The sequence below is a fragment of the Bacillus cereus group sp. MG9 genome (assembly GCF_040459995.1).
GTDB lineage: Bacteria > Bacillota > Bacilli > Bacillales > Bacillaceae_G > Bacillus_A > Bacillus_A mycoides.
In genome coordinates this window covers 4,392,348-4,413,810 of sequence record NZ_JARVHC010000001.1, presented here as the reverse complement: position 1 = coordinate 4,413,810, position 21,463 = coordinate 4,392,348, and the positions used below count along the sequence as shown (strand labels likewise).

Sequence of the window (21,463 nt, the reverse complement as noted above, 5' to 3'; positions counted from 1 at the left end):
TGACGACGACACTAACCTTTTATATTGTAAGGAAAAGAAATGAAAAGTGAGGAAAGAATTTTGAAGACGTTATATATTAACTACACTGGTTCGGAAAAGCGTGTTGCGATAGAAGAGAAACAAAAAATTGTAGAGCTTTTATGGAAACGGAATGAAGAGCAGGAGATTGTCGGACATATTTATGTTGGGCGTATCGTAAGAACAATTGCTGGAATGAACGCAGCCTTTGTAAATATCGGATTAGAAAAACATGCATATCTTTCATTTGATGATGTACCATCTTCATATCGCATACATGAAGGACAGGCGATACTTGTACAAGTTGTGAAAGAGGCAATTGATACGAAGGGGCCAAAATTAACGGCGAAGATAGAATTTACCGGAAAATATGTCGTTTACATGCCCTATGATGAAATGCGCGCTGTTTCTCGGAAAATAAAAAATAATAAAAGAAGACAACAGTTACTGGGAATTGAAGTAGAAGGAACAGGTGGATACATTTTCCGTTCTGCTTCTGAAAAAGGAACGATCGATGAAATACAAGCTGAAATGCAAGGGTTGCAGCAGTTATATGAAGAGTTAAAAAGAAAAGAAGATCAAGGGAAGGCGCCCTTACTACTTCATCAACCAGCGACGTTTTTAGATCGTGTATTTCAGGAGAACCCAATTGAAACAATTGAAAAAATAGTTGTAGATACGAGAAGTATAGTAAAAGAATTAGAAGAAAAAGTAGGGAAAGAAAGAGTATCCTTTTATAATGAAAAATCTTCGATGTTTAACCATTTTGGAATAGATCGTGAAATCGAGAAAGCACTTCAAAAAATTGTGTGGCTACCAAATGGTGCCTATCTAATTGTAGAACAAATGGAGACGATGACTGTAATTGATGTGAATACAGGTAAATTTACTGGAAAACAAAATTTACAAGATACCGTATTTCGCACAAATGAAATGGCTGCTGAAGAGATTGCTCGTCAATTAAGACTTCGTGATATTGGCGGGATGATATTAATTGATTTTATTAATATGAAAAGACGGGAAGATAAAGAGAAGGTAAGAGAGCGTTTAATGATAGCTTTACAAGATGATCGCACATATACAAGAGTGCTTGGGTTTACAGAGTTAGGTATTTTAGAGATGACGCGTAAGCGCAAGAAACATTCGTTACGTGACGTATTATTAGAAGAGTGTGCGCCTTGTAAAGCGACAGGTTACGTTATATCTAATGAAACAATTGCGTATGAGCTAGAGAGAGAGCTTATTACTTATGGTAATATAGAGGATGAAGCTGTATTGATTGGTGCTTCAAAAAAAGTACAAAAACATTTTTCACAAAAAGAATTACAAAAAAATATTCCATTTGAAATTTATTTCAAAGATGATATTATCGAAAAGTACGCTATTATCCGTTTTGGAAGTAAGAAAGAAATTGTAGAACGGAAAAAATAGTTAGCAGAACATTCATTGACAATAGTCAATGAGTCATGGTAATATTTTTATGTTATAGTTTATAGCACCTAAACTGCTATATGCTACAACCGCACAAGACAGGTTCCCTAAAGACATTTTATGTCTACCTCGTTTTTGGCGAGTCTTAGTAATTAAGAGGAGGTGCAAGTATGTACGCAATTATCGAAACAGGTGGAAAACAAATTAAAGTTGAAGCTGGTCAAGCAATCTACATTGAAAAATTAGATGTTGAAGCTGGTGAAACTGTTACTTTTGACAAAGTTCTTTTCGTTGGTGGCGAAAACGTGAAAGTTGGTAGCCCAGTTGTAGAGGGTGCAACAGTTACTGCGAAAGTTGAAAAACAAGGTCGCGCTAAGAAAATCATCGTTTTCAAATACAAAGCGAAAAAGAACAATCGTAAGAAACAAGGTCATCGTCAACCTTACACTAAGCTAGTAGTTGAAGCTATCAACGCTTAATTCTGGTTAAGATGATTAAGATTACGATAAGTCGCACGAAATTAGGAAGTATCCGATCATTTAAAATGACTGGACATGCCAATTATGCGCCACATGGACAAGATCTTGTCTGTGCTGGAACTACAGCGGTTGTGTTTGGTTCTATAAATGCAGTGGAAGAACTTTGTAATGTGCAGGCAACTATTGAACTCGGAAGTGATGGCGGATTCTTGACGTATGAATTGCCTAATGATTTAGACGTTCATACAGCAGAAAAAGCACAAATACTTTTAGAAGGATTGGTTGTTTCACTTAAGACGATTGAACTTGATTACGGAAAGTATATCCGTTTAATAGAAAAAGTGCAGGAGGTGTAACGTATGTTAAGATTAGATCTTCAGTTTTTCGCATCTAAGAAAGGTGTAGGTAGTACAAAGAACGGTCGTGACTCTCAGTCAAAACGTCTTGGTGCTAAACGCGCAGATGGTCAAACGGTTTCAGGTGGTTCAATTCTTTACCGTCAACGCGGTACAAAAATTTATCCAGGTGTTAACGTTGGTCGTGGTGGCGATGACACTTTATACGCGAAAGTTGACGGCGTAGTACGCTTTGAGCGTCTTGGTCGTGACCGCAAACAAGTGAGCGTATATCCTGTTGCTCAAGAAGCATAAGAACTCACGGAAAACTCTAACCTGAGTGCAGGTTAGAGTTTTTCTATATTAAGGGGTATCTAAATGAATGAAAAATGGACAATTATAGATGCGTTGAGCCACTCGAGACATGATTGGCTCAATCGTTTGCAGATGGTTAAAGGAAATCTTTCCCTTGGAAAAGTGGAAGAGATTCATAGGCTCATCGATCGTTTTGTCCAAGAAGCGAGACAAGAATCCAATCTGATGGGGCTATCAATGCCTTTATTTTCAGAGTGGATTTTAACATATAATTGGAAACAGCAACCGTGCTTATTGGAGTACGAAGTATTAGGGAAATTACATAACTTATCTCATCTAGATGAGACTGTATGTACATGGACGAATCAGTTTTTCTTAATGCTTCAGCATAGTTTAGACGTATATGTTGAAAATTATGTTTGTATCACAATTGAAAGTGACGCGGAGAATGCTCGTTTCTTTTTTGATTTTCGTGGAAAGCTAACGAATGTAGAAGAACTACAAACGTGGCTTGCGAACGAAAACAATAAATGGTATTCCATTTCTTATACAGTACGAGACGAAGAAGTCTCAGTTATATTACAACTAATCGAAAAAAGTGTGGTGAAATAATGTTTGTAGATCAGGTCAAGATATATGTAAAAGGCGGCGACGGTGGTAACGGAATGGTTGCGTATCGTCGTGAGAAGTATGTACCTAAAGGTGGCCCAGCAGGTGGCGACGGTGGTAAAGGTGCAGATGTTGTTTTTGTTGTTGAGGAAGGCTTACGTACATTAATGGACTTCCGCTACCAACGTCATTTCAAAGCTGATCGCGGTCAGCACGGAATGAGTAAAGGTCAGCACGGTCGTAAATCTGAAGATTTAATCGTAAAGGTTCCACCAGGAACAATAGTGAAAGATGAAAAAACAGGTGAAATTCTTGCCGATTTAGTAACGCATGAACAAACAGCTGTAATCGCAAGAGGTGGCCGTGGTGGCCGTGGTAATTCACGTTTCGCAACAGCGACGAACCCAGCTCCAGAAATCGCTGAGAACGGGGAACCAGGTCAAGAACGTGATGTCACGCTAGAACTTAAAGTGCTAGCAGATGTTGGACTTGTTGGATTCCCAAGTGTAGGTAAATCTACATTATTATCTGTTGTATCATCAGCGCGTCCGAAAATTGCAGAATATCACTTTACAACAATCGTTCCGAATCTTGGTGTTGTTGAAACTGGTGATAACCGCAGCTTCGTTATGGCTGACCTTCCTGGACTAATTGAAGGCGCACACTCCGGCGTTGGACTTGGACACCAATTCTTACGTCATATCGAACGTACACGTGTAATTGTACACGTTATCGATATGTCTGGTTTAGAAGGACGTGAGCCATATGAAGATTATGTCACAATCAATAATGAACTAAAAGAATACAATATGCGTTTAACTGAGCGTCCACAAGTTGTTGTTGCAAACAAAATGGATATGCCAGATGCAGAAGAAAACTTACAAGCATTTAAAGAGAAATTGGGAGACGAAGTGAAAATTTTCCCAATCTCAGCTGTAACGAAACAAGGTGTTCGTGACTTACTATTTGAAGTAGCGAACTTATTAGAAACAACACCAGAATTCCCAATGTACGATGATGTAGAAGAATCTGAAGCAAGTGTAATGTACAAATTTGAATCTGAATCTAATTTTGAAATTACACGCGAAAGTGATGGCACATTTGTTATTTCTGGTTATGACATTGAGAAAACATTCAAGATGACAGACTTCTCACGTGATGAATCTGTACGCCGATTTGCTCGTCAAATGCGTGGAATGGGTATTGATGAAGCCCTTCGTGCACGTGGTGCAACAGACGGAGATATTGTGAAAATTCTTGAATATCAATTTGAATTTATCGATTAAGACTGCCGAAATATGGCGGTCTTTTTTTTTCGTTATTTGAGTCCAGTGAAAACCCAATTCATATAGGTGAACCATAAGTCGATATAGGAAAAAATCCCCATTGATTAAAGTTTCAATTTATAATAGACAAAGGAGTGATTTTAGAAGAATATTTTATGGGGAGAAAAGGAATATGTATAAAATATTAATTGTAGAAGATGATGAAAAAATTGCAGAGATATTAGAGGAGCATTTAGAAAGGTATGGATATCAATCTTTCAGAGTGAGCGATTTACGGCATATAAAAGATGAGTTTGTAAAAGTAAGTCCTCATCTTGTGTTACTTGATATTAATTTACCATACTTTGATGGCTTCTACTGGTGCCGCCAAATCCGCACTGTATCGAATGCGCCGATTATTTTTGTTTCTGCAAGAACAGGGGAAATGGATCAAGTAATGGCGATTGAAAATGGCGGAGATGATTACATTACAAAGCCATTCCATTTAGATATCGTAATGGCAAAGGTGAAAAGTGCACTCCGCCGCGGGTATGGTGAGTATGCTTTGGCGGCGGAAAGTGACTGCTTAGGTGTTAATGGATTGTTATTATTCCCATCACAGCACACAGTAGAGTGGAAAGGTCAACAAACGGAACTTACAAAAAATGAGTTTTATTTATTAGAATGTTTAATGAAACAATCAAATCAATACGTGACACGTGAAGAGCTGTTAGAGGCTTTATGGGATGAAGTAGCTTTTGTTGATGATAATACATTAACCGTGAATGTAAAGCGTGTAAGGAAGAAACTTGAGGAGTTAGGCATTAAAAATGCAATTGTCACAAAGCGTGGGTACGGTTATGCTCTTCTTACTGAGTGGGGCGAAGGGCATGAAGATTAAAAGCTACCTCATAGACCGTTTTTCCTTAATCCTTTCTTACATTATAAGCCTTTGTTTATTTGGGCTCGTATTGCAGTTGCAAAGCCTTTTAGAAAAGCGTTCGCTGGACTGGAGTACATGGCTATACGGACTGTTATTAGGGTCAGTTGTGTTTAGTGTATACCTTATTTACGATTACCGAAAACGAAGTGTGTTTTTAAAGAGAATAGAACAGTATATTGCCGGTGGACATACATTACATGACTCTTTACTTATCGATACTTCTTATACGTCAGAGCAAGAACTGGTTGTTGAAGCGTTTACGCTATTAAGGCAGCAATATATGAATGAAGTTCATAAACAGCATGCAAAAGAGCAACAGCAAATGATTTTCATGAATCAATGGATCCATCAAATGAAAACACCAGTATCCGTTATTGAATTATTGTTACAGAAATATGGTAAGGAACACCGTGAAGCAAGGGGAACGATTGAAAGTATTCGTGAAGAAAATAACCGTATTTTAAATGGGTTAGATTTAGCGTTACATATGGCAAGGTTAGATCAGTTTTCGAAAGATTATAAAGTAGAAGTAGTAAATGTTATAGAGGTCATTCGAGATATTATTAATGAAAATCGGAAGTCGTTCATTCAATCTTCTGTATTTCCGAAAATGATGTTTGAAGAAGAGACTTGTATGATTGCGTCTGATAGAAAGTGGCTTAGTATCGCGATGAGCCAAATTGTTGTGAATGCAATTAAGTATACAAAAATTTCAGAAGCAGAGAAAAAAGAAATTCAATTTCAAATTGAAGAGAAAGATCAAAAGGTGTTATTACATATTAAGGACAATGGAATTGGTATTCCTGAGCAAGATGTAAAGCGTATATTTGATCCGTTCTTTACGGGAATAAACGGCCGTAAAACAAGGGAAGCGACAGGTATGGGTTTATATATTACGAAGGAAATCTGCGGTAATTTACATCATGGAGTGTATGTACAATCAACTGAAGGGGAAGGAACAACAGTTACGTTCCAATTTGCAAAAGATGAAGAATATCATACATTAATGAGAAAAATGACAAAACTGTAAGATAACAAAACGTTTTGTAAGGGAAATCACTCGTTTCTTTTTCTTATTTTTCTTATAGTAAATGTAAGAAGAAAACACGTAGGGGGATTAGAAATGAGTGTTCTTGAAGTAAAAGGGTTAACAAAGGTGTACCAATCAAAAGGTTCAGTAGCGACGACTGCTTTAAATGATATAAATTTTAAAATTGAAGAAGGCGAGTTTGTAGGGATTATGGGGCCTTCAGGAAGCGGAAAAACAACGCTTTTAAATTTATTAGCAACAATTGATAAGCAAACTTCAGGTCATGTGCTTGTAAATGGTGAAGAAATTAATCAAATGCGTGCTGCAAAATTAGCGGAGTTTCGTCGTACACATTTAGGATTCATCTTCCAGGATTTTAACTTACTTGATACGTTATCGATTAAAGAAAATATCATTTTACCACTTGTAATGGCGAAGAAATCTGTAAATGAAATCGATGCGAAAGTGCTTGAGATTGCAAAGTTTTTAAACATCGAAGAAATTTTAAATAAAAAAGTATATGAAGTGTCAGGCGGACAACAACAACGTGCAGCAGCAGCGAGAGCAATCATTCATGAACCTACGCTAATTTTAGCGGATGAGCCAACTGGAAACTTAGATTCGAAGTCAGCAAAATCATTAATGAGCGCGTTGCAAGATTTACATGAACAAAAGAAAGTGACAATTGCAATGGTAACGCATGATCCAGTAGCGGCGAGTTATTGCGAACGTATTCTTTTCATTCGCGACGGAGAAATTTTCTCGGAAATACATAAGGGAAGAACGAAACAAGCCTTTTTCCAAGAAATTCTGGATGTACTTGCGATGCTAGGAGGAGAATATCATGAACTTTCGCCAGCTCGCGCTTAATAACGTAAAAGGAAATTGGCGTAATTATAAAGCGTTTCTTATTAGTAGCTGTTTATCGATTGTCGTATTTTTCATGTATGCTTCCTTCATTTATCATCCAGATGTCGTAAGCGGTAATATTAGTATGAGGGATATGATCTCAAAAGGGCTAGAATCGATGAATTATATTGTAGTCATCTTCTCAGCACTCTTTATTTTATATGTGAATTCAACATTTTTACGAGCAAGAAAAAAAGAGTTTGGTCTATTAACATTAATAGGCGGAACAAAATCTCAACTTGGCCGAATGATTATATTAGAACAGCTTATGTTAGGTAGTATTGCAATTGTAGTAGGTATTGGGCTTGGCATGCTTTGTTCAAAATTATTTTTCCAAGCATTAAGCGTAATATTGAAAATAGATAAAACACTTCCACTCGTATGGAATAGTAAAGCAATTCTTATTACAGCTGGTGTATACTTTATTCTATTTTTAATCCTATCATTGTTTAGTGTTTGGACAGTAGGGCGCTTGCAAATTATTGATTTATTAAGAGAAGCAAGAAAACAAAAAGTAGAACCTTTTGCATTTACATCGTTATGTGTAGTTGGTATAGGATGTATTATTGTTGCATATGTACTTAGCTTCCAAGTGACATTTATGAATTTTATCATACTGTTTTTACCGATTGTAGGGCTGACGATAGGCGGAACTTATTTACTGTTTACACAAGGTAGTACAGTCGTATTAAAAGCACTGCAAAAAAGAAAAAGATCTTTTTATACATATCCAAACATGTTCGTACTTAGCAATCTTATTTATAAAATGAAAGATAATGCTCGTTTTCTATTTGTAATTTCTATCATTACGGCGGTTGTATCTTCGGCAGTTGGTACACTGTACGTATTTTTTGAGGATATGAGTTATAAGGCAGTAACTAGTACCCCGCATGCTATTTCGTATGAGGAAAAAGGCATTCATACGCATAATGTCATAAAAGAAGGGAAAACAAAAGAATTAATAAAAAAACACGGATTTGAAGAAGCGCGAGAAGTAACGTATGTAAAACTTCCTGGAACTCAAAAAATCACGATGTTTAACAGTGAACATGAAGTACCGATGGCGATTGTTTCAGAAAAAGAATATAATGCTGAAGCACGTAAACAAAAGAGGGAGCAAGTTAGAGAAGTTCATAATGCACCAGGTAGTGCAACGATGGTCATAATGGATATGGCGAAAGATATGATGAAGGTAGATCTTGCAAAACCATATGAATTTAAAATTAACGGACAAACGCAGTCTGTTCAATTAAATGAGCCAACTCCATTTTCTGTTTTTAATGATAGTGAATATCTCATTGTGAATGATCAAGATTTTGAGAAATACGCAAAGCTCGTACCAGATGAAGAAAAGACGAAATATTACGGTTATTATATAGAAGACTGGAAAAGTACGGAAGACCTTGTGTTAGATTTGAAAAAGGAAGTTGCACCAGATAAGCAAGAGGAATTAAATAACTCGGTGCTCGCTTATAAAAATATAAGAGAATCAGGAGCAATTACGATGTTTATCGGTTTCTTTGTAGCTGTACTGTTCTTCTTCTTCGCTTGTAGTATGACATACTTTAAATGGTTTAACGATAAAGAACAAGATCGTATTCAATTTAAATCGTTAAAGAGAATCGGTATGACAGATAAAGAAATTCGTAAAATTGCAATTCGACAAATGGGTGTTATCTTCTTTATCCCAATTTTAATCGGTACAATTCATAGTGGGTTTGCTCTTCATACGTTAGGGAAAATGCTTTATATCGATTTATGGAAATCAGGTGCGATTGTAATAGGGGCTTATATTTTAGCTTCTGCCATTTACTTTATGATCGCGCAAAGAGGATATTTAAAACACGTGAAAAGCTAGGGAAACCTCTAGCTTTTTGCCTATGTAGTAAGGTACAGGAGGACGATAGATGAACATTCGGCAACTGGCGCTACAAAATATAAAGGGAAATTGGCGTAATTATAAAGTGTTTTTCTTAAGTAGTTGTTTTGCCATATTTGCTTCTTATGCATACATGTCTGTCATTGTACATCCGTATATGCAAGAGACGATGTGGTATCAAAATGTACGCTGGGGACTTATCATATGTAACGTTATAATTATTTCTTTTTTCGTCATATTTATTTTGTACTCTACTTCTATTTTCATAGAAGCACGTAAGAAAGAATTAGGGTTATATATGTTAATGGGAGCGACGAAGTCTAACGTAATAGGAGTGATTATGACCGAGCAAATATTGATCGGAATTTTCGCTAATATTTTCGGTATCGGGCTTGGCATGATTTTTTTAAAACTCTTTTTTATGGTGTTTAGCATGTTACTTCGCCTTCCGAAAGAACTCCCTGTCATATTTGACATGAGAGCGATTGGTGTAACGTTTGTTATATATATGCTCGTCTTTGTTCTGTTATCTTTTATAAGTGCTTTACGTATATGGAATATAAAAATCATACGGTTATTAAAAGAATTTCGAACAGGTAAACGAGAGAGGAAAACATCAAAGTGGCTTTGTTTATTCGGCTTTGTTTGTTTAGGAACGGGATATGCGCTAGCGCTACAAGTGACGATGCCAACGATAGCATTATACTTTTTCCCTGTGTCTATACTTATTTTTTTTGGAACGTATTTTTCTTTTACACATGGTGTTAGCCAATTGTTAGAAGTGATAAAACGAAATAAAAAGATTATGTATACATATCCGTATTTATTTATAGTGAATCAATTGTCACATCGAATGAAGGAAAATAGTCGCTTTTTCTTTCTGTTGTCTATGGCAACAACGTTTGTCGTTACGGCGACAGGTACGGTGTTCTTATATTTTTCTAGCATGCAAGATATGTGGCGTGGCGGAGGAGTACACTCATTTTCATACATAGAAAAAGGTACTTCTGCTCATGAAGTTTTCGAGAAAGACAAGGTTGAAAACTTATTACATCAATATGGATATGATAATTTTCAATATATGAGTTTTGTTGGAGTGTATGCATCCTTTCAGTCCAATAAGGGAGAAACAGAGGTAGCACCGCTTATAAAGGAAAGTGAATACAATCAAGAGGCAAGAAAACAAAAACAGAAAATGTATTATCCTAAAAAAGGAACAGTTACACTTGTCTATTATAATAAACGCAATTATCCAAATGTATATAATCAAAAAGAGATTCAATTGCAAGTAATGAATCAAGCGTATCCATTCGCATTTAACGGTCAGAAAGAAGGGATACAATTTAACTATCACCGTTCATACATTAATGGTCTGTTTTTTGTCATGAATGATGAAGATTTTAACAGTATAGCAAATACAATTCCGGATTCTGAAAAAATGATATATAGAGGTTATACATTACCAAATATCGAAAATACGAAAGAATTAAACGAAGCTTTACGGAAACATATGAAACAAGATGCAAATGATGCATTTCGAAGTAATATGGAGTTATATGTGAATATGAAAGAAGGCGGTGATATTACTCTATTTGTAGGCTCATTCATTAGTATATTATTCTTCCTTACTTCATGTAGTATCGTATATTTTAAATGGTTTCATAATATTGCATCGGATCGTAAACAGTACGGGGCACTCTCTAAACTTGGGATGACGAAGGAAGAAGTTTGGAAGATTTCCCGTTGGCAATTGTGTATGCTATTTTTTGCGCCAATTATAGTAGGAAGTATGCATAGTGCAGTTGCGTTATATACGTTTCATAATACTCTCTTTATGGACGGTTCATTAAGAAAAGTAGGTTTGTTTATTCTGTTTTATATCGCTGCATGTATCATTTATTTCTTCTTCGCTCAAAGAGAATACAAGAAACATTTAGACTAGCGAATGCTAGTCTTTTTTAAATATTCGAAATTTACATAGAAGAATATAAAAAAGTATGGTATAACAGTAAGAAAACGAAAAAGAGAGGGAAAAGACGATGATTCGAGTAGGATATTTAGGACCAGAGGCAACATTTACAAATATGGCGGTGAGTCGTTTTTTTCCGGAAGCAGAGCATGTACCGTATCGAACGATTCCAGATTGTATTGATGCAGCCGCAAATGAAAACGTAGATTTCGCAGTTGTACCGTTAGAGAACGCCATAGAAGGTTCAGTTAATATAACGGTTGATTATCTCGTACATGAGCAGCCACTTTCCATTGTAGGAGAAATTACAGTGCCAATTCAGCAACATTTACTCGTACACCCGCAGTACGAAGGAGTGTGGAAAGAAGTATACGCTGTACATTCTCATCCGCATGCCATTGCACAGTGCCATAAATTTTTAAATGAGGAATTAAAAGGGGTAACCGTTCGCGATATGACATCAACAAGCGCTGCTGCACAATATGTGAAAGAACATCCTGAAGAAAAAATTGCAGCTATTGCAAATGAAGCAGCGGCAGAAAAATACGGATTAACAATTGTAAGGCGTGATATTCATACGCATAAAAACAATCATACACGTTTCCTTGTTCTCCATAAGAAAAAGAAAGCAGTACTCCCAAATAACGGAGAAAACCGAGGAGAGAAAACGACGCTTATGATAACGTTACCCGCTGATTACGCAGGGGCACTATATCAAGTGTTATCAGCTTTCGCATGGAGAAAATTAAACTTATCAAAAATCGAATCTCGCCCGATGAAAACAGGTCTTGGAAATTACTTTTTCTTAATCGACGTAGATAAAGCATATGATGACGTATTATTGCCAGGCGTAATGATGGAACTTGAAGCACTCGGTTTTTCTGTTACAGTGCTGGGGAGTTATTCTTCTTATTGGTTGTAAGAGAGGTGGATGAACTGTCGATATTTCCCTTCTAATCGCTGATATAATTTTATCGGATAATACATTTTGTGATAGATAAATAGAATCCCACCTATAAATGGTGGGATTCTATTTATTTTAACTTCGCAAGACGATCCTCTAACTGACCACGCCAAATCTCAGCTAGTTCTGGAACAGCAAGAACCTTCTCAATGCCATCTTTATCTTTCCTATTATGAAAATAAATTTCGTTAGAGAACAAAACAGATACATTGTTTGATGGACGCTCTAATAATGTAATTTTAGAATCTTGACGTACAGTACCTTCTTGAAGAACGCGGCATAAATAACCAGTATATCCAGTTGCTACAATGCGTGGCAAAATGCCAGGAATACCGAGACGTTTTGAAATTGTGCTACAAGGTACTCTCGCTTGTGTAACTTGAATGATTGCTTCGCCTAGTTGATATGTATCTCCGATGCATACATCACGCTCTAACATATTTGTTACGGTAATGTTTTCGCCAAATGTGGAAGCTGGAAGTGTAGTTTGAAATTCCTCTTCCCATAGTGCGTAATGCTCGTGTGGGTACACACAAACTGCGCGATCAGGTCCCCCGTGGTGTTTTAAATCCGCTACATCATCACCACGGAATCCGTCTTTTGAGAGGAAGGCCTCTTCTGTAGGATCTTTACATATACCTGTTATCATTTCTTTATCTTCGCCATATTTCATTTGTTTCGGTTTACCAGTGCTAAAGTGAACGAGTTCAATTCCCATAGTTGATCTCCTTTACAATTGATTTCAATATTATATCACTAAAAAAGCACAGAGAATGATGAAAAACTCTGTGCTGTACATTAATTAATAAACGAGAAATCCAGCTCGATCTAGTGCCTCACAGGCAGCATCTAATTTCTCTTTAGAATCTGCTTCGATTGTATGTAAGTGAATACCATCTGTTAGTTGCGAAAGATAGGAAGCGTTTGTGTTTTCGATTTTTTGTAAATATTGTTCTACATCGAAGCGATTACTTACCATAATCGATGCTGTTAAGTCGCCGTATACAGGATGCTCAACTTTTACGTCTTTAATCGTAACGCCGTGGTCAACTAACATAGTAAGTTCTTGACGTACTTCTGCCGGTTTATGTTGGCATACGATTACGCGTTCGAAAGCTTGTTGTCTTGTTTGTGGCTTTAAATATAAATATCCTTGTGCAGTCGCAATAATTGGTTCATTTCGTGCTTTTAGTAAGGAAATGTCTTGAACGATAACTTGCCTACTTACGTTTGTCTTTTTAGATAGTTCATTCCCTGATAACGGTTCATTTGCAGCAAGAAGCCACTCAAGGATGAGTTGTCGTCTTTCTTCGCCTAAAATCTTTTTTTGATCATTTTGTTTCATTATGATTTAACACCTCTATAAAATTGATTTCCAATTGTGTGTAGTGCATGAATAGTTGTATCAATTTGTTCTTTCGTTGTGTGATGTCCGAAAGAAAAGCGGACATATTGTTTTGCCTCTTCATACGTTTTTCCAATTGCAAGCATTGTTTTTGAAGGGTCTTGTTTACCTACTTGGCAAGCACTTCCAGTTGAAATGGCTATACCATGACGGTTACATTCTAACATTGTATACTGACCTTCTATTCCTTTTATTGTAACCCCAATAATATGTGGTAAACAAGAAGTAGAATGTCCTTTCACTTCAATTTCTAGAGGAAGTGTTTGTAATTGCTCTAAAAAATAAGATCGTAATTGTTTAAAACGAAAGCTCTCTTCCTTTTGATTCTTTAATATATGCTCTGCGGCTGTTAAAAAAGCAGCGATTCCAGGAACGTTCACTGTACCAGGGCGAAAGCCTTTTTCATGAGAAGTTCCTGGAAATACTTGTTCCCAGCGAACTTGCGGATTTATATAGCAAGCTCCAACTCCTTTTGGTCCGTATATTTTATGGGCTGAAACAGAGAGGCTATCAATCTCCATCGCTTTAACGTCTATTGGAAGTTTACCAAACGTTTGAACACAATCCGAATGAAATAAAACATTATATTTTTTTAAAAGTGCTCCGATCTCTGCAATGTTTTGAACGGTCCCGATTTCAGAGTTTCCGTGCTGTATACTTGCTAGAGCAGTATCTTCTGTAATAGCTGCTTCTAAATTTACTAAATGAATTATCCCACTTTTATCAACAGGAATCTCAGTAATAGTATAACCTTGCGATTGTAAGGATTGAAAATAACTTCGAATCGATGCGTGTTCCATAGGTGTCGTAATAATGTGCTTTCCATTTCTAGCATTTAGAAGGGATTGAATCGCAAGGTAGTTAGATTCTGAACCGCCGCTTGTAAAGAATACACCTTGTTCCTTACCCCCAATCATTTCTGCAAATGTTTCTCTACAAACTTGCAATAAAGATGATGCGCTTCCGCCGATATCGTGTAAACTTTGTTCATTTCCGAAATATTTCTTTGCTGCTTCTACATATGTTTCTAAAGCTTCTTCGCTCATAGGTGTTGTCGCTGCATAATCTAGATATATCATCATGTAATTTCCTCTCTTCAGTAAGAGTGACATTTGTTTTCGTTTTTAGAATGGTAGTGAAAATAAGAATTGTAAAAAACTCTTGTCATTATTTTAAAACTATGTAAATATAGGTGTCAAGACAGTTGGAAAGTGTAAAGTGGGAGGCAACAATTATGCCAAGTGCAGATGTCTTGATTATTGGAAGTGGCGTTGCGGCGCTTCGTGTTGCGAAAGAGCTTTGTCACGAAAAGAATGTGATAATTATCACAAAAAAAACAGGACGTAATAATAATACACATTTAGCTCAAGGAGGAATTGCAGCAGCAGTTGCTACATATGACGATCCGAGTGGGCATTTTGAAGATACATTAGTGGCAGGTTGCCATTATAACAACGAAGAAGCAGTTCGTTATTTAGTTGAAGAGGGACCGAAAGAAATAAGTAAGCTTATTACGAATGGAATGAAATTTGATGGGGATGAAAAAGGGATCCACCTTGGTAAAGAAGGGGCGCATCGAAAACGGCGCATTTTACATGCCGGAGGAGATGCAACTGGTAAAAATCTATTAGAGCATTTAATACAAGAAGTAGTTCCGAACGTTACTGTCGTTGAGCATGAAATGGTGCTCGATTTCATTATAGAAAATAATAAATGCATAGGAGCTTTAACGCGAAATAGTGAAGGGAAGTTGAAGCGTTACTATGCTGATAATACGGTGTTAGCATCAGGAGGAATAGGTGGTTTGTACGCCTTTACATCGAATGATGAGACAATTACAGGCGATGGACTTGCGATGATATATCGAGCTGGGGGGGAACTTGTTGATTTAGAATTTGTACAATTTCATCCGACGATGTTATACGTGGACGGGCGATGTTGTGGTCTCGTTTCTGAAGCAGTCCGTGGTGAAGGAGCTGTCCTTATAAATGGAAAAGGACAGCGTTTTATGATGGATATACATCCCGGGAAAGATCTCGCACCGCGTGATGTAGTGGCAAGGGCAATTCATGAACAACTTCTTGCAGGTGAAAAAGTGTACTTAAACATCGAAACCATTCAAAACTTTGAACAACGTTTTCCGACCGTCTCATCATTATGTAAAAAGAATGGTATTGATTTAAAAGAAAATTCTATTCCGGTCGTACCGGGCGCTCATTTTCATATGGGCGGCGTGAAGACGAATTGTGACGGAGAGACGTCCATTTCAAACTTATATGCGGTCGGTGAAGTGGCTTGTAATGGAGTTCATGGTGCGAATAGATTGGCGAGTAATTCATTATTAGAAGGTCTTGTGTTTGGAAGACGAATAGGAAAACACATTTTAGCTAAGCCAGCAGAGGAAAGAAAAAATGTGCCGGAAGAGAGAGGGAAAAGTTTTATAGCTCTTAATGATTTACCGTTGAAAGAAGAAATACAAGAATGCATGATGAAATATGTTGGGATTGTGCGAACTGAGAAAAATTTATCATATGCTCAGAGATGGTTTAGTAGGTACGGTGTGCGAAATATGATCTTACAATATGATGCACTTACAAATGAAGAGATAACGCTTATTAATATGTTAACAGTTTGTGAGCTTATAACAGTATCAGCTTTGCAAAGAGAAGACAGTATTGGTGGTCATTATCGCATTGATTATCCAGAAAGAAATAGCGTGAAAAAAGAGATTATCCGAGTGAGAAGAAAACTACAACTTGTTTAATAAGGGGAAGAGGGGTTTTATGAATACGTTAAAAGTTAAGGAAGCATTAAATCGATTTTTTCTAGAAGATATAGGAGAAAGAGATGTAACATCTCAGCTTATCTTTCCCGATAATGCACTTGCGAAAGGAACGTTTCTTGTAAAGGATACAGGGGTATTTGCAGGGTGCTTAGTAATTGAAGAAGGATTTAAATTAATTGATCAGAGAATTGAAGTTGAACTTCATAAAAAAGATGGGGATCTTGTAGAAAAAGGCGAAATAATTGCAACCGTGCAAGGTCCAATCGCATCATTATTAACGGCAGAGCGCGTTATATTAAACGTTATTCAGCGTATGAGCGGGATAGCGACGATGACACGTAAGGCGGTTTTTGCTTTAGATAGCAGTCATACACGCATTTGTGATACGAGAAAAACGATGCCAGGACTACGTATGTTTGATAAATATGCTGTAGTATGCGGGGGCGGATTTAACCACAGATTCGGTTTATATGATGGTGTCATGATTAAAGACAATCATATTGCTTTTGCTGGCTCGATTACAAAAGCTGTTACATCGGTGAAAGAAAGATTGGGACATATGGTGAAAGTAGAAGTCGAAACAGAGACAGAGGCGCAAGTGAGAGAAGCGATAGAGGCCGGCGCAGATGTTATTATGTTCGATAATCGTACGCCAGAAGAGATTCGTGAGTTTTCAAAAATTGTACCAAGTGCCATCGTTACGGAGGCTTCAGGTGGTATTACAATTGAAGATTTATCAAAATACGGAAAAACAGGGGTAGATTATATTTCACTTGGAGCGTTAACACATTCAGTGAAAGCACTTGATATTAGTTTTAATATTGAGGCCTAATGAGAGTGGTTTAGAGGGGGAGAATCATAAATGGGTATTTTAGAGAAAGTTCAGCCAATCGAAGTAATGTTACCAGAGCGTTATCAAACGATGTCTACATTAGAGATGGAAGAGCGTGTCCGTGAAATTAAAGAAAAAATGGGGGCATTACTATTTATTCCAGGACATCATTATCAAAAAGATGAAGTGGTGCAATTTTCAGATGCAGCAGGGGACTCACTTCAACTCGCGCAAGTTGCAGCGAATAATAAAGAGGCAAAATATATTGTGTTTTGTGGTGTGCACTTTATGGCAGAAACGGCAGATATGTTAACGACAGATGATCAAATTGTCATCTTACCAGATATGCGTGCCGGCTGTTCTATGGCAGATATGGCAGATATTGAACAAACAGAAAGAGCGTGGAAAGAGCTCGCGAAATTATTTGGGGATACGATGATTCCATTAACGTATGTAAATTCAACAGCTGCGATCAAAGCGTTTTGTGGTCGTAATGGAGGGGCAACAGTAACCTCTTCTAATGCAAAACAAATGGTGTCTTGGGCGTTTACACAAAAAGAGCGTCTCGTCTTTTTACCAGACCAACATTTAGGAAGAAATACAGCGTATGATTTAGGTATTCCGTTAGAAAAAATGGCAGTGTGGAACCCGCATACAGATTCATTAGAGTACGATGGAGATATAGAAGAAATTCAAGTGATTTTATGGAAAGGCCATTGTTCTGTTCATCAAAACTTCACTGTGAAAAATATTGAAAATGTGCGAAAAAATCATCCGGATATGAATATTATTGTTCACCCTGAATGTTGTTATGAAGTGGTTGCTGCTTCTGATTATGCAGGATCAACGAAATATATTATTGATATGATTGAAGCAGCTCCGGCGGGAAGTAAGTGGGCGATTGGTACAGAGATGAATTTAGTGAACCGAATTATTCAGCAACATCCAGATAAAGAAATTATTTCGCTAAATCCGTTTATGTGTCCTTGCTTAACGATGAACCGAATTGACTTACCTCACCTGTTATGGGCACTTGAGAACATAGAAAGAGGAGAACAAATTAACGTTATTCGTGTAGAGAAACAAGTAACAGAAGAGGCAGTTCTTGCATTAAATCGTATGTTAGAGCGCGTTTAAAGCAGCGGGATTTCCGTTGCTTTTTTTCGTACATATAATCATAACAAGGATGAAATAGGCATACATTGTGTTGAGGAAATCATTGCGGTTTTTCTATGCTTATTCCACTTCGAATCATATTGAAAATAGAAGAAGTGATAAAAGTAAAAGAAGTTAATGTTGTTTAGAAAGTGTTACTTCAAAGTGTTTTTACTTATAGATAAGTTATACAGGAGGGGGAAAATTTGAAAATTCATATCGTGCAAAAAGGGGAGACCCTTTGGAAAATTGCAAAAAAGTACGGAGTGGATTTTGAAACGCTAAAAAAAACAAATACACAGCTTAGCAATCCAGACCTAATTATGCCAGGGATGAAAATTAAAGTGCCATCGCATAGCGTTCATGTGAAACAACAAACTGGATCGGGTTCAGCGCCCCCGAAACAATATGTAAAAGAGGTGCAGCAAAAAGAGTTTGCATCAACACCAACGCCACTTGCAATAGAAGATGAAGATGAGATCACGTATCAATCAACACCTATTACACAACAACCAGCTATGCAACAAACACAAAAAGAAATGCAGATAAAACCGCAAAAAGAAATACAGGTGAAGCCGCAAAAGGAAGTGCAAGTGAAGCCACAAAAAGAAGTGCAAAAAGAAATTCCGATTCAAAAAGAGAAGCCAGTTGAAAAGCCGCCTGTCATTCAAAAACCACCTGTTGTAGAGAAAGTAGAAAAATTAAAACCTACTACGAAAGAAAACACTAAATTTTCTATCAATGTATTACCACAGCCACCGCAACCACCAATTAAAGCGAAAAAAGAATATAAAATTTCAGACGTAATAAAAAAGGGAAGCGAGTTAATTGCTCCTCAAATTAATAAAATGAAACCTAACAATGTCATTTCTCCGCAAACGAAAAAAGACAATATAGGAAACATAGTGTCACCGCAAGTGAAAAAAGACAATATAGGGAATATAGTGTCACCGCAAGTGAAGAAAGAGAATGTAGGGAATATAGTGTCGCCGCAAGTGAAGAAAGAAAATGTAGGGAATATAGTGTCGCCGCAAGTGAAGAAAGAAAATGTAGGGAATATAGTGTCGCCGCAAGTGAAGAAAGAAAATGTAGGGAATATAGTGTCGCCGCAAGTGAAGAAAGAAAATGTAGGGAATATAGTGTCGCCGCAAGTGAAGAAAGAGAATGTAGGGAATATAGTGTCGCCGCAAGTGAAGAAAGAAAATGTAGGAAGCATAGTCTCACCAAACGTATCAAAAGAAAGTGTTATTATCCCGCAAGTAATACCGCCTAATATTCAAGTGCCGAATATAATGCCAATAATGGATAACAATCAACCACCAAATATAATGCCAATAATGGATAACAATCAACCACCAAATATAATGCCGATAATGGATAACAACCAACCACCAAATATAATGCCAATAATGGATAACAATCAACCACCAAATATAATGCCGATAATGGATAACAACCAAATGCCAAATATGATGCCGATAATGGATAACAACCAAATGCCAAATATGATGCCGATAATGGATAACAACCAAATGCCAAATATGATGCCGATAATGGATAACAACCAAATGCCAAACATGATGCCGATAATGGATAACAACCAAATGCCAAACATGATGCCGATAATGGATAACAACCAAATGCCAAACATGATGCCGATAATGGATAACAATCAAATGCCAAACATGATGCCGATAATGGATAACAACCAAATGCCAAACATGATGCCGATAATGGATAACAACCAAATGCCAAACATGATGCCGATAATGGATAACAATCAAATGCCGAACATGATGCCGATAATGGATAACAATCAAATGCCGAACATGATGCCGATAATGGATAACAATCAAATGCCGAACATGATGCCGATAATGGATAACAATCAAATGCCAAACATGATGCCGATAATGGATAACAATCAAATGCCAAACATGATGCCATATCAACAGCCAATGATGCCGCCATATCCGCCGTATCAGCAACAAAATCCATACAATCAAATGCCGTATCAACAAATGGCGCCGCAATATACCTCTATGCCAAATCCAAATATGATGCCAATGGATAATAATATGCCGCCACTCGTGCAAGGTGAAGAAGATTGTGGATGCGGAGGAGAAAGTAGGTTATATAGTCCACAACCGGGTGGACCACAATATGCTAATCCTTTATATTATCAACCAACTCAGCCAGCATATGCACCACAGCCAGGAACGATGTATTATCAGCCGGACCCACCAAACGTATTTGGAGAACCAGTTTCAGAAGAAGAGGACGAAGAGGAAGTTTAAAAAAAGGTGGGGTTATTCCCACCTTTTTTGTATTCGTGATAGTCAGGAATATGGTGAATTTACATTAAGTGCTAGAAAATTCCTAGTGAAATATTAACAGTGTAAAAAAACTCTCTGTTACTCATCATAAGGGGGAGCTTTTCGAAAGAGAAGTTCATTCTAACAGAGGGGGTTTTTGTATTGAATACGAAAGTAAAAGTTATTGCTGCTTCTTTGTTAGTTACCAGTGCATTAGCTGCATGTGGTACACCAAAAGATAATAATGCGATGGATGGACGTAACTATAATTACGAGCGTACATCTTATAATGATACACACCAGTATCGTGATAATGTAGCGCGTAACGATCGTTATACAGATTATGTAACATATCGAAACGGTCGTAATGATGCAGGATCCAACTATTATCGTGATGTAAATTACAATGGGCAAATTGCTAATCCACACCCAACTCGTAATATTACAATGAACAATTCATACATTAACAATGATGGTAAAACTGCGGAGAAAATTACGAATCGTGTGAAACGTATGAATAACGTAGAGCGAGTTTCTACAGTTGTATATGGAAACGATGTAGCGATTGCGGTAAAACCACGTAATACAGCGACGAATGAAACAGCGATGGCGAACGAAATTCGTCAAGCTGTTGTGAATGAAGTTGGAAATAGAAACGTATATGTTTCTGTAAGAAATGACATGTTTACTCGTGTCGATGCAATGAGTACGCGTTTACGTAACGGCACAGCTACAAACGATTTTAATCGTGACATAACAAATATGTTCCGAGACATTCGTTACGGTCTGACTGGTACTATGCGATAACAAATTAAAGAGGAAGGG

19 protein-coding genes, 1 pseudogene and 1 other annotated feature are annotated in these 21,463 nt (G+C 37.1%); of the genes and pseudogenes, 17 read left to right on the top strand and 3 right to left on the bottom strand.

The window, feature by feature from the left end; translation table 11 throughout:
* Positions 1 to 39 precede the first annotated feature (39 nt).
* The 12 genes from QCI77_RS22695 to pheA all read left to right on the top strand — a co-directional run bounded on the left by QCI77_RS22695 (position 40) and on the right by pheA (position 12,104).
* Positions 40 to 1,449, top strand: coding sequence for an Rne/Rng family ribonuclease (locus QCI77_RS22695; protein ID WP_002034148.1), 1,410 nt, complete (start codon positions 40 to 42; stop codon positions 1,447 to 1,449).
* A gap of 77 nt (positions 1,450 to 1,526) precedes the next feature.
* Positions 1,527 to 1,605: a sequence feature (ribosomal protein L21 leader region), on the top strand.
* Between the two features lie 14 nt (positions 1,606 to 1,619).
* A complete protein-coding gene (gene rplU / locus QCI77_RS22690; protein ID WP_000270907.1) occupies positions 1,620 to 1,928 on the top strand; it encodes a 50S ribosomal protein L21 in 309 nt (102 codons plus the stop codon).
* A gap of 11 nt (positions 1,929 to 1,939) precedes the next feature.
* Entirely contained in the window at positions 1,940 to 2,284 is a 345-nt protein-coding gene (locus QCI77_RS22685) for a ribosomal-processing cysteine protease Prp (protein ID WP_002138477.1), read from the top strand.
* A 3-nt stretch (positions 2,285 to 2,287) separates the two neighbouring features.
* Complete coding sequence (rpmA, locus tag QCI77_RS22680; RefSeq protein ID WP_000944957.1) at positions 2,288 to 2,578, top strand: 50S ribosomal protein L27; 291 nt, start codon at positions 2,288 to 2,290, stop codon at positions 2,576 to 2,578.
* 63 nt (positions 2,579 to 2,641) lie between these two features.
* Positions 2,642 to 3,190, top strand: a complete 549-nt coding sequence (locus tag QCI77_RS22675; protein ID WP_002015377.1) for a sporulation initiation phosphotransferase B — start codon at positions 2,642 to 2,644, stop codon at positions 3,188 to 3,190.
* On the top strand, positions 3,190 to 4,473 hold the full coding sequence (gene obgE / locus QCI77_RS22670) for a GTPase ObgE (RefSeq protein WP_002015378.1): 1,284 nt from the start codon (positions 3,190 to 3,192) through the stop codon (positions 4,471 to 4,473). Before QCI77_RS22675 ends, obgE begins: the two co-directional genes overlap by 1 nt.
* 172 nt (positions 4,474 to 4,645) lie before the next feature.
* Complete coding sequence (locus QCI77_RS22665) at positions 4,646 to 5,353, top strand: response regulator transcription factor (RefSeq protein ID WP_002192469.1); 708 nt, start codon at positions 4,646 to 4,648, stop codon at positions 5,351 to 5,353.
* Positions 5,343 to 6,425 (top strand): HAMP domain-containing histidine kinase, encoded by a 1,083-nt coding sequence (locus tag QCI77_RS22660; protein ID WP_353825502.1) that lies wholly within the window; start codon positions 5,343 to 5,345, stop codon positions 6,423 to 6,425. Before QCI77_RS22665 ends, QCI77_RS22660 begins: the two co-directional genes overlap by 11 nt.
* 93 nt (positions 6,426 to 6,518) lie before the next feature.
* Entirely contained in the window at positions 6,519 to 7,295 is a 777-nt protein-coding gene (locus QCI77_RS22655) for an ABC transporter ATP-binding protein (protein WP_000114530.1), read from the top strand.
* Positions 7,270 to 9,192, top strand: coding sequence for an ABC transporter permease (locus tag QCI77_RS22650; protein ID WP_353825501.1), 1,923 nt, complete (start codon positions 7,270 to 7,272; stop codon positions 9,190 to 9,192). Before QCI77_RS22655 ends, QCI77_RS22650 begins: the two co-directional genes overlap by 26 nt.
* Before the next feature lie 49 nt (positions 9,193 to 9,241).
* Positions 9,242 to 11,155: an ABC transporter permease gene (locus QCI77_RS22645; RefSeq protein ID WP_353825500.1), complete on the top strand. Its 1,914-nt coding sequence runs from the start codon at positions 9,242 to 9,244 to the stop codon at positions 11,153 to 11,155.
* Between the two features lie 97 nt (positions 11,156 to 11,252).
* Positions 11,253 to 12,104, top strand: coding sequence for a prephenate dehydratase (pheA, locus tag QCI77_RS22640; protein WP_002192473.1), 852 nt, complete (start codon positions 11,253 to 11,255; stop codon positions 12,102 to 12,104).
* Between the two features lie 112 nt (positions 12,105 to 12,216).
* Here the strand turns inward: pheA and QCI77_RS22635 are convergent, their stop codons facing one another.
* From QCI77_RS22635 to QCI77_RS22625, 3 genes are all read right to left on the bottom strand, one after another.
* Positions 12,217 to 12,864: an MOSC domain-containing protein gene (locus QCI77_RS22635; protein ID WP_002088802.1), complete on the bottom strand. Its 648-nt coding sequence runs from the start codon at positions 12,862 to 12,864 to the stop codon at positions 12,217 to 12,219.
* A gap of 84 nt (positions 12,865 to 12,948) precedes the next feature.
* On the bottom strand, positions 12,949 to 13,491 hold the full coding sequence (locus QCI77_RS22630; protein ID WP_002034157.1) for a transcription repressor NadR: 543 nt from the start codon (positions 13,489 to 13,491) through the stop codon (positions 12,949 to 12,951).
* A complete protein-coding gene (locus tag QCI77_RS22625) occupies positions 13,491 to 14,633 on the bottom strand; it encodes an IscS subfamily cysteine desulfurase (RefSeq protein WP_353825499.1) in 1,143 nt (380 codons plus the stop codon). The genes QCI77_RS22630 and QCI77_RS22625 overlap by 1 nt, the downstream gene beginning before the upstream one ends.
* Positions 14,634 to 14,785: 152 nt before the next feature.
* On the opposite strand from QCI77_RS22625, the gene nadB reads away from it, so the two are divergent.
* The 5 genes and pseudogenes from nadB (at position 14,786) to QCI77_RS22600 (ending at position 21,445) form a co-directional block, all read left to right on the top strand.
* A complete protein-coding gene (gene nadB, locus QCI77_RS22620; RefSeq protein ID WP_002067402.1) occupies positions 14,786 to 16,315 on the top strand; it encodes an L-aspartate oxidase in 1,530 nt (509 codons plus the stop codon).
* A gap of 19 nt (positions 16,316 to 16,334) precedes the next feature.
* Positions 16,335 to 17,168 (top strand): carboxylating nicotinate-nucleotide diphosphorylase, encoded by an 834-nt coding sequence (nadC, locus tag QCI77_RS22615; protein ID WP_002067403.1) that lies wholly within the window; start codon positions 16,335 to 16,337, stop codon positions 17,166 to 17,168.
* Between the two features lie 30 nt (positions 17,169 to 17,198).
* Positions 17,199 to 18,305: a quinolinate synthase NadA gene (nadA, locus tag QCI77_RS22610; RefSeq protein WP_002088797.1), complete on the top strand. Its 1,107-nt coding sequence runs from the start codon at positions 17,199 to 17,201 to the stop codon at positions 18,303 to 18,305.
* 224 nt (positions 18,306 to 18,529) lie between these two features.
* A pseudogene (safA, locus tag QCI77_RS30965) lies at positions 18,530 to 18,686 on the top strand (SafA/ExsA family spore coat assembly protein); the annotation flags it as partial.
* 2,114 nt (positions 18,687 to 20,800) lie between these two features.
* Positions 20,801 to 21,445 carry a YhcN/YlaJ family sporulation lipoprotein gene (locus QCI77_RS22600; protein WP_353825497.1) on the top strand — a complete coding sequence of 215 codons (645 nt, stop codon included), beginning with the start codon at positions 20,801 to 20,803 and terminating at the stop codon, positions 21,443 to 21,445.
* The last annotated feature ends 18 nt before the right edge of the window (positions 21,446 to 21,463 follow it).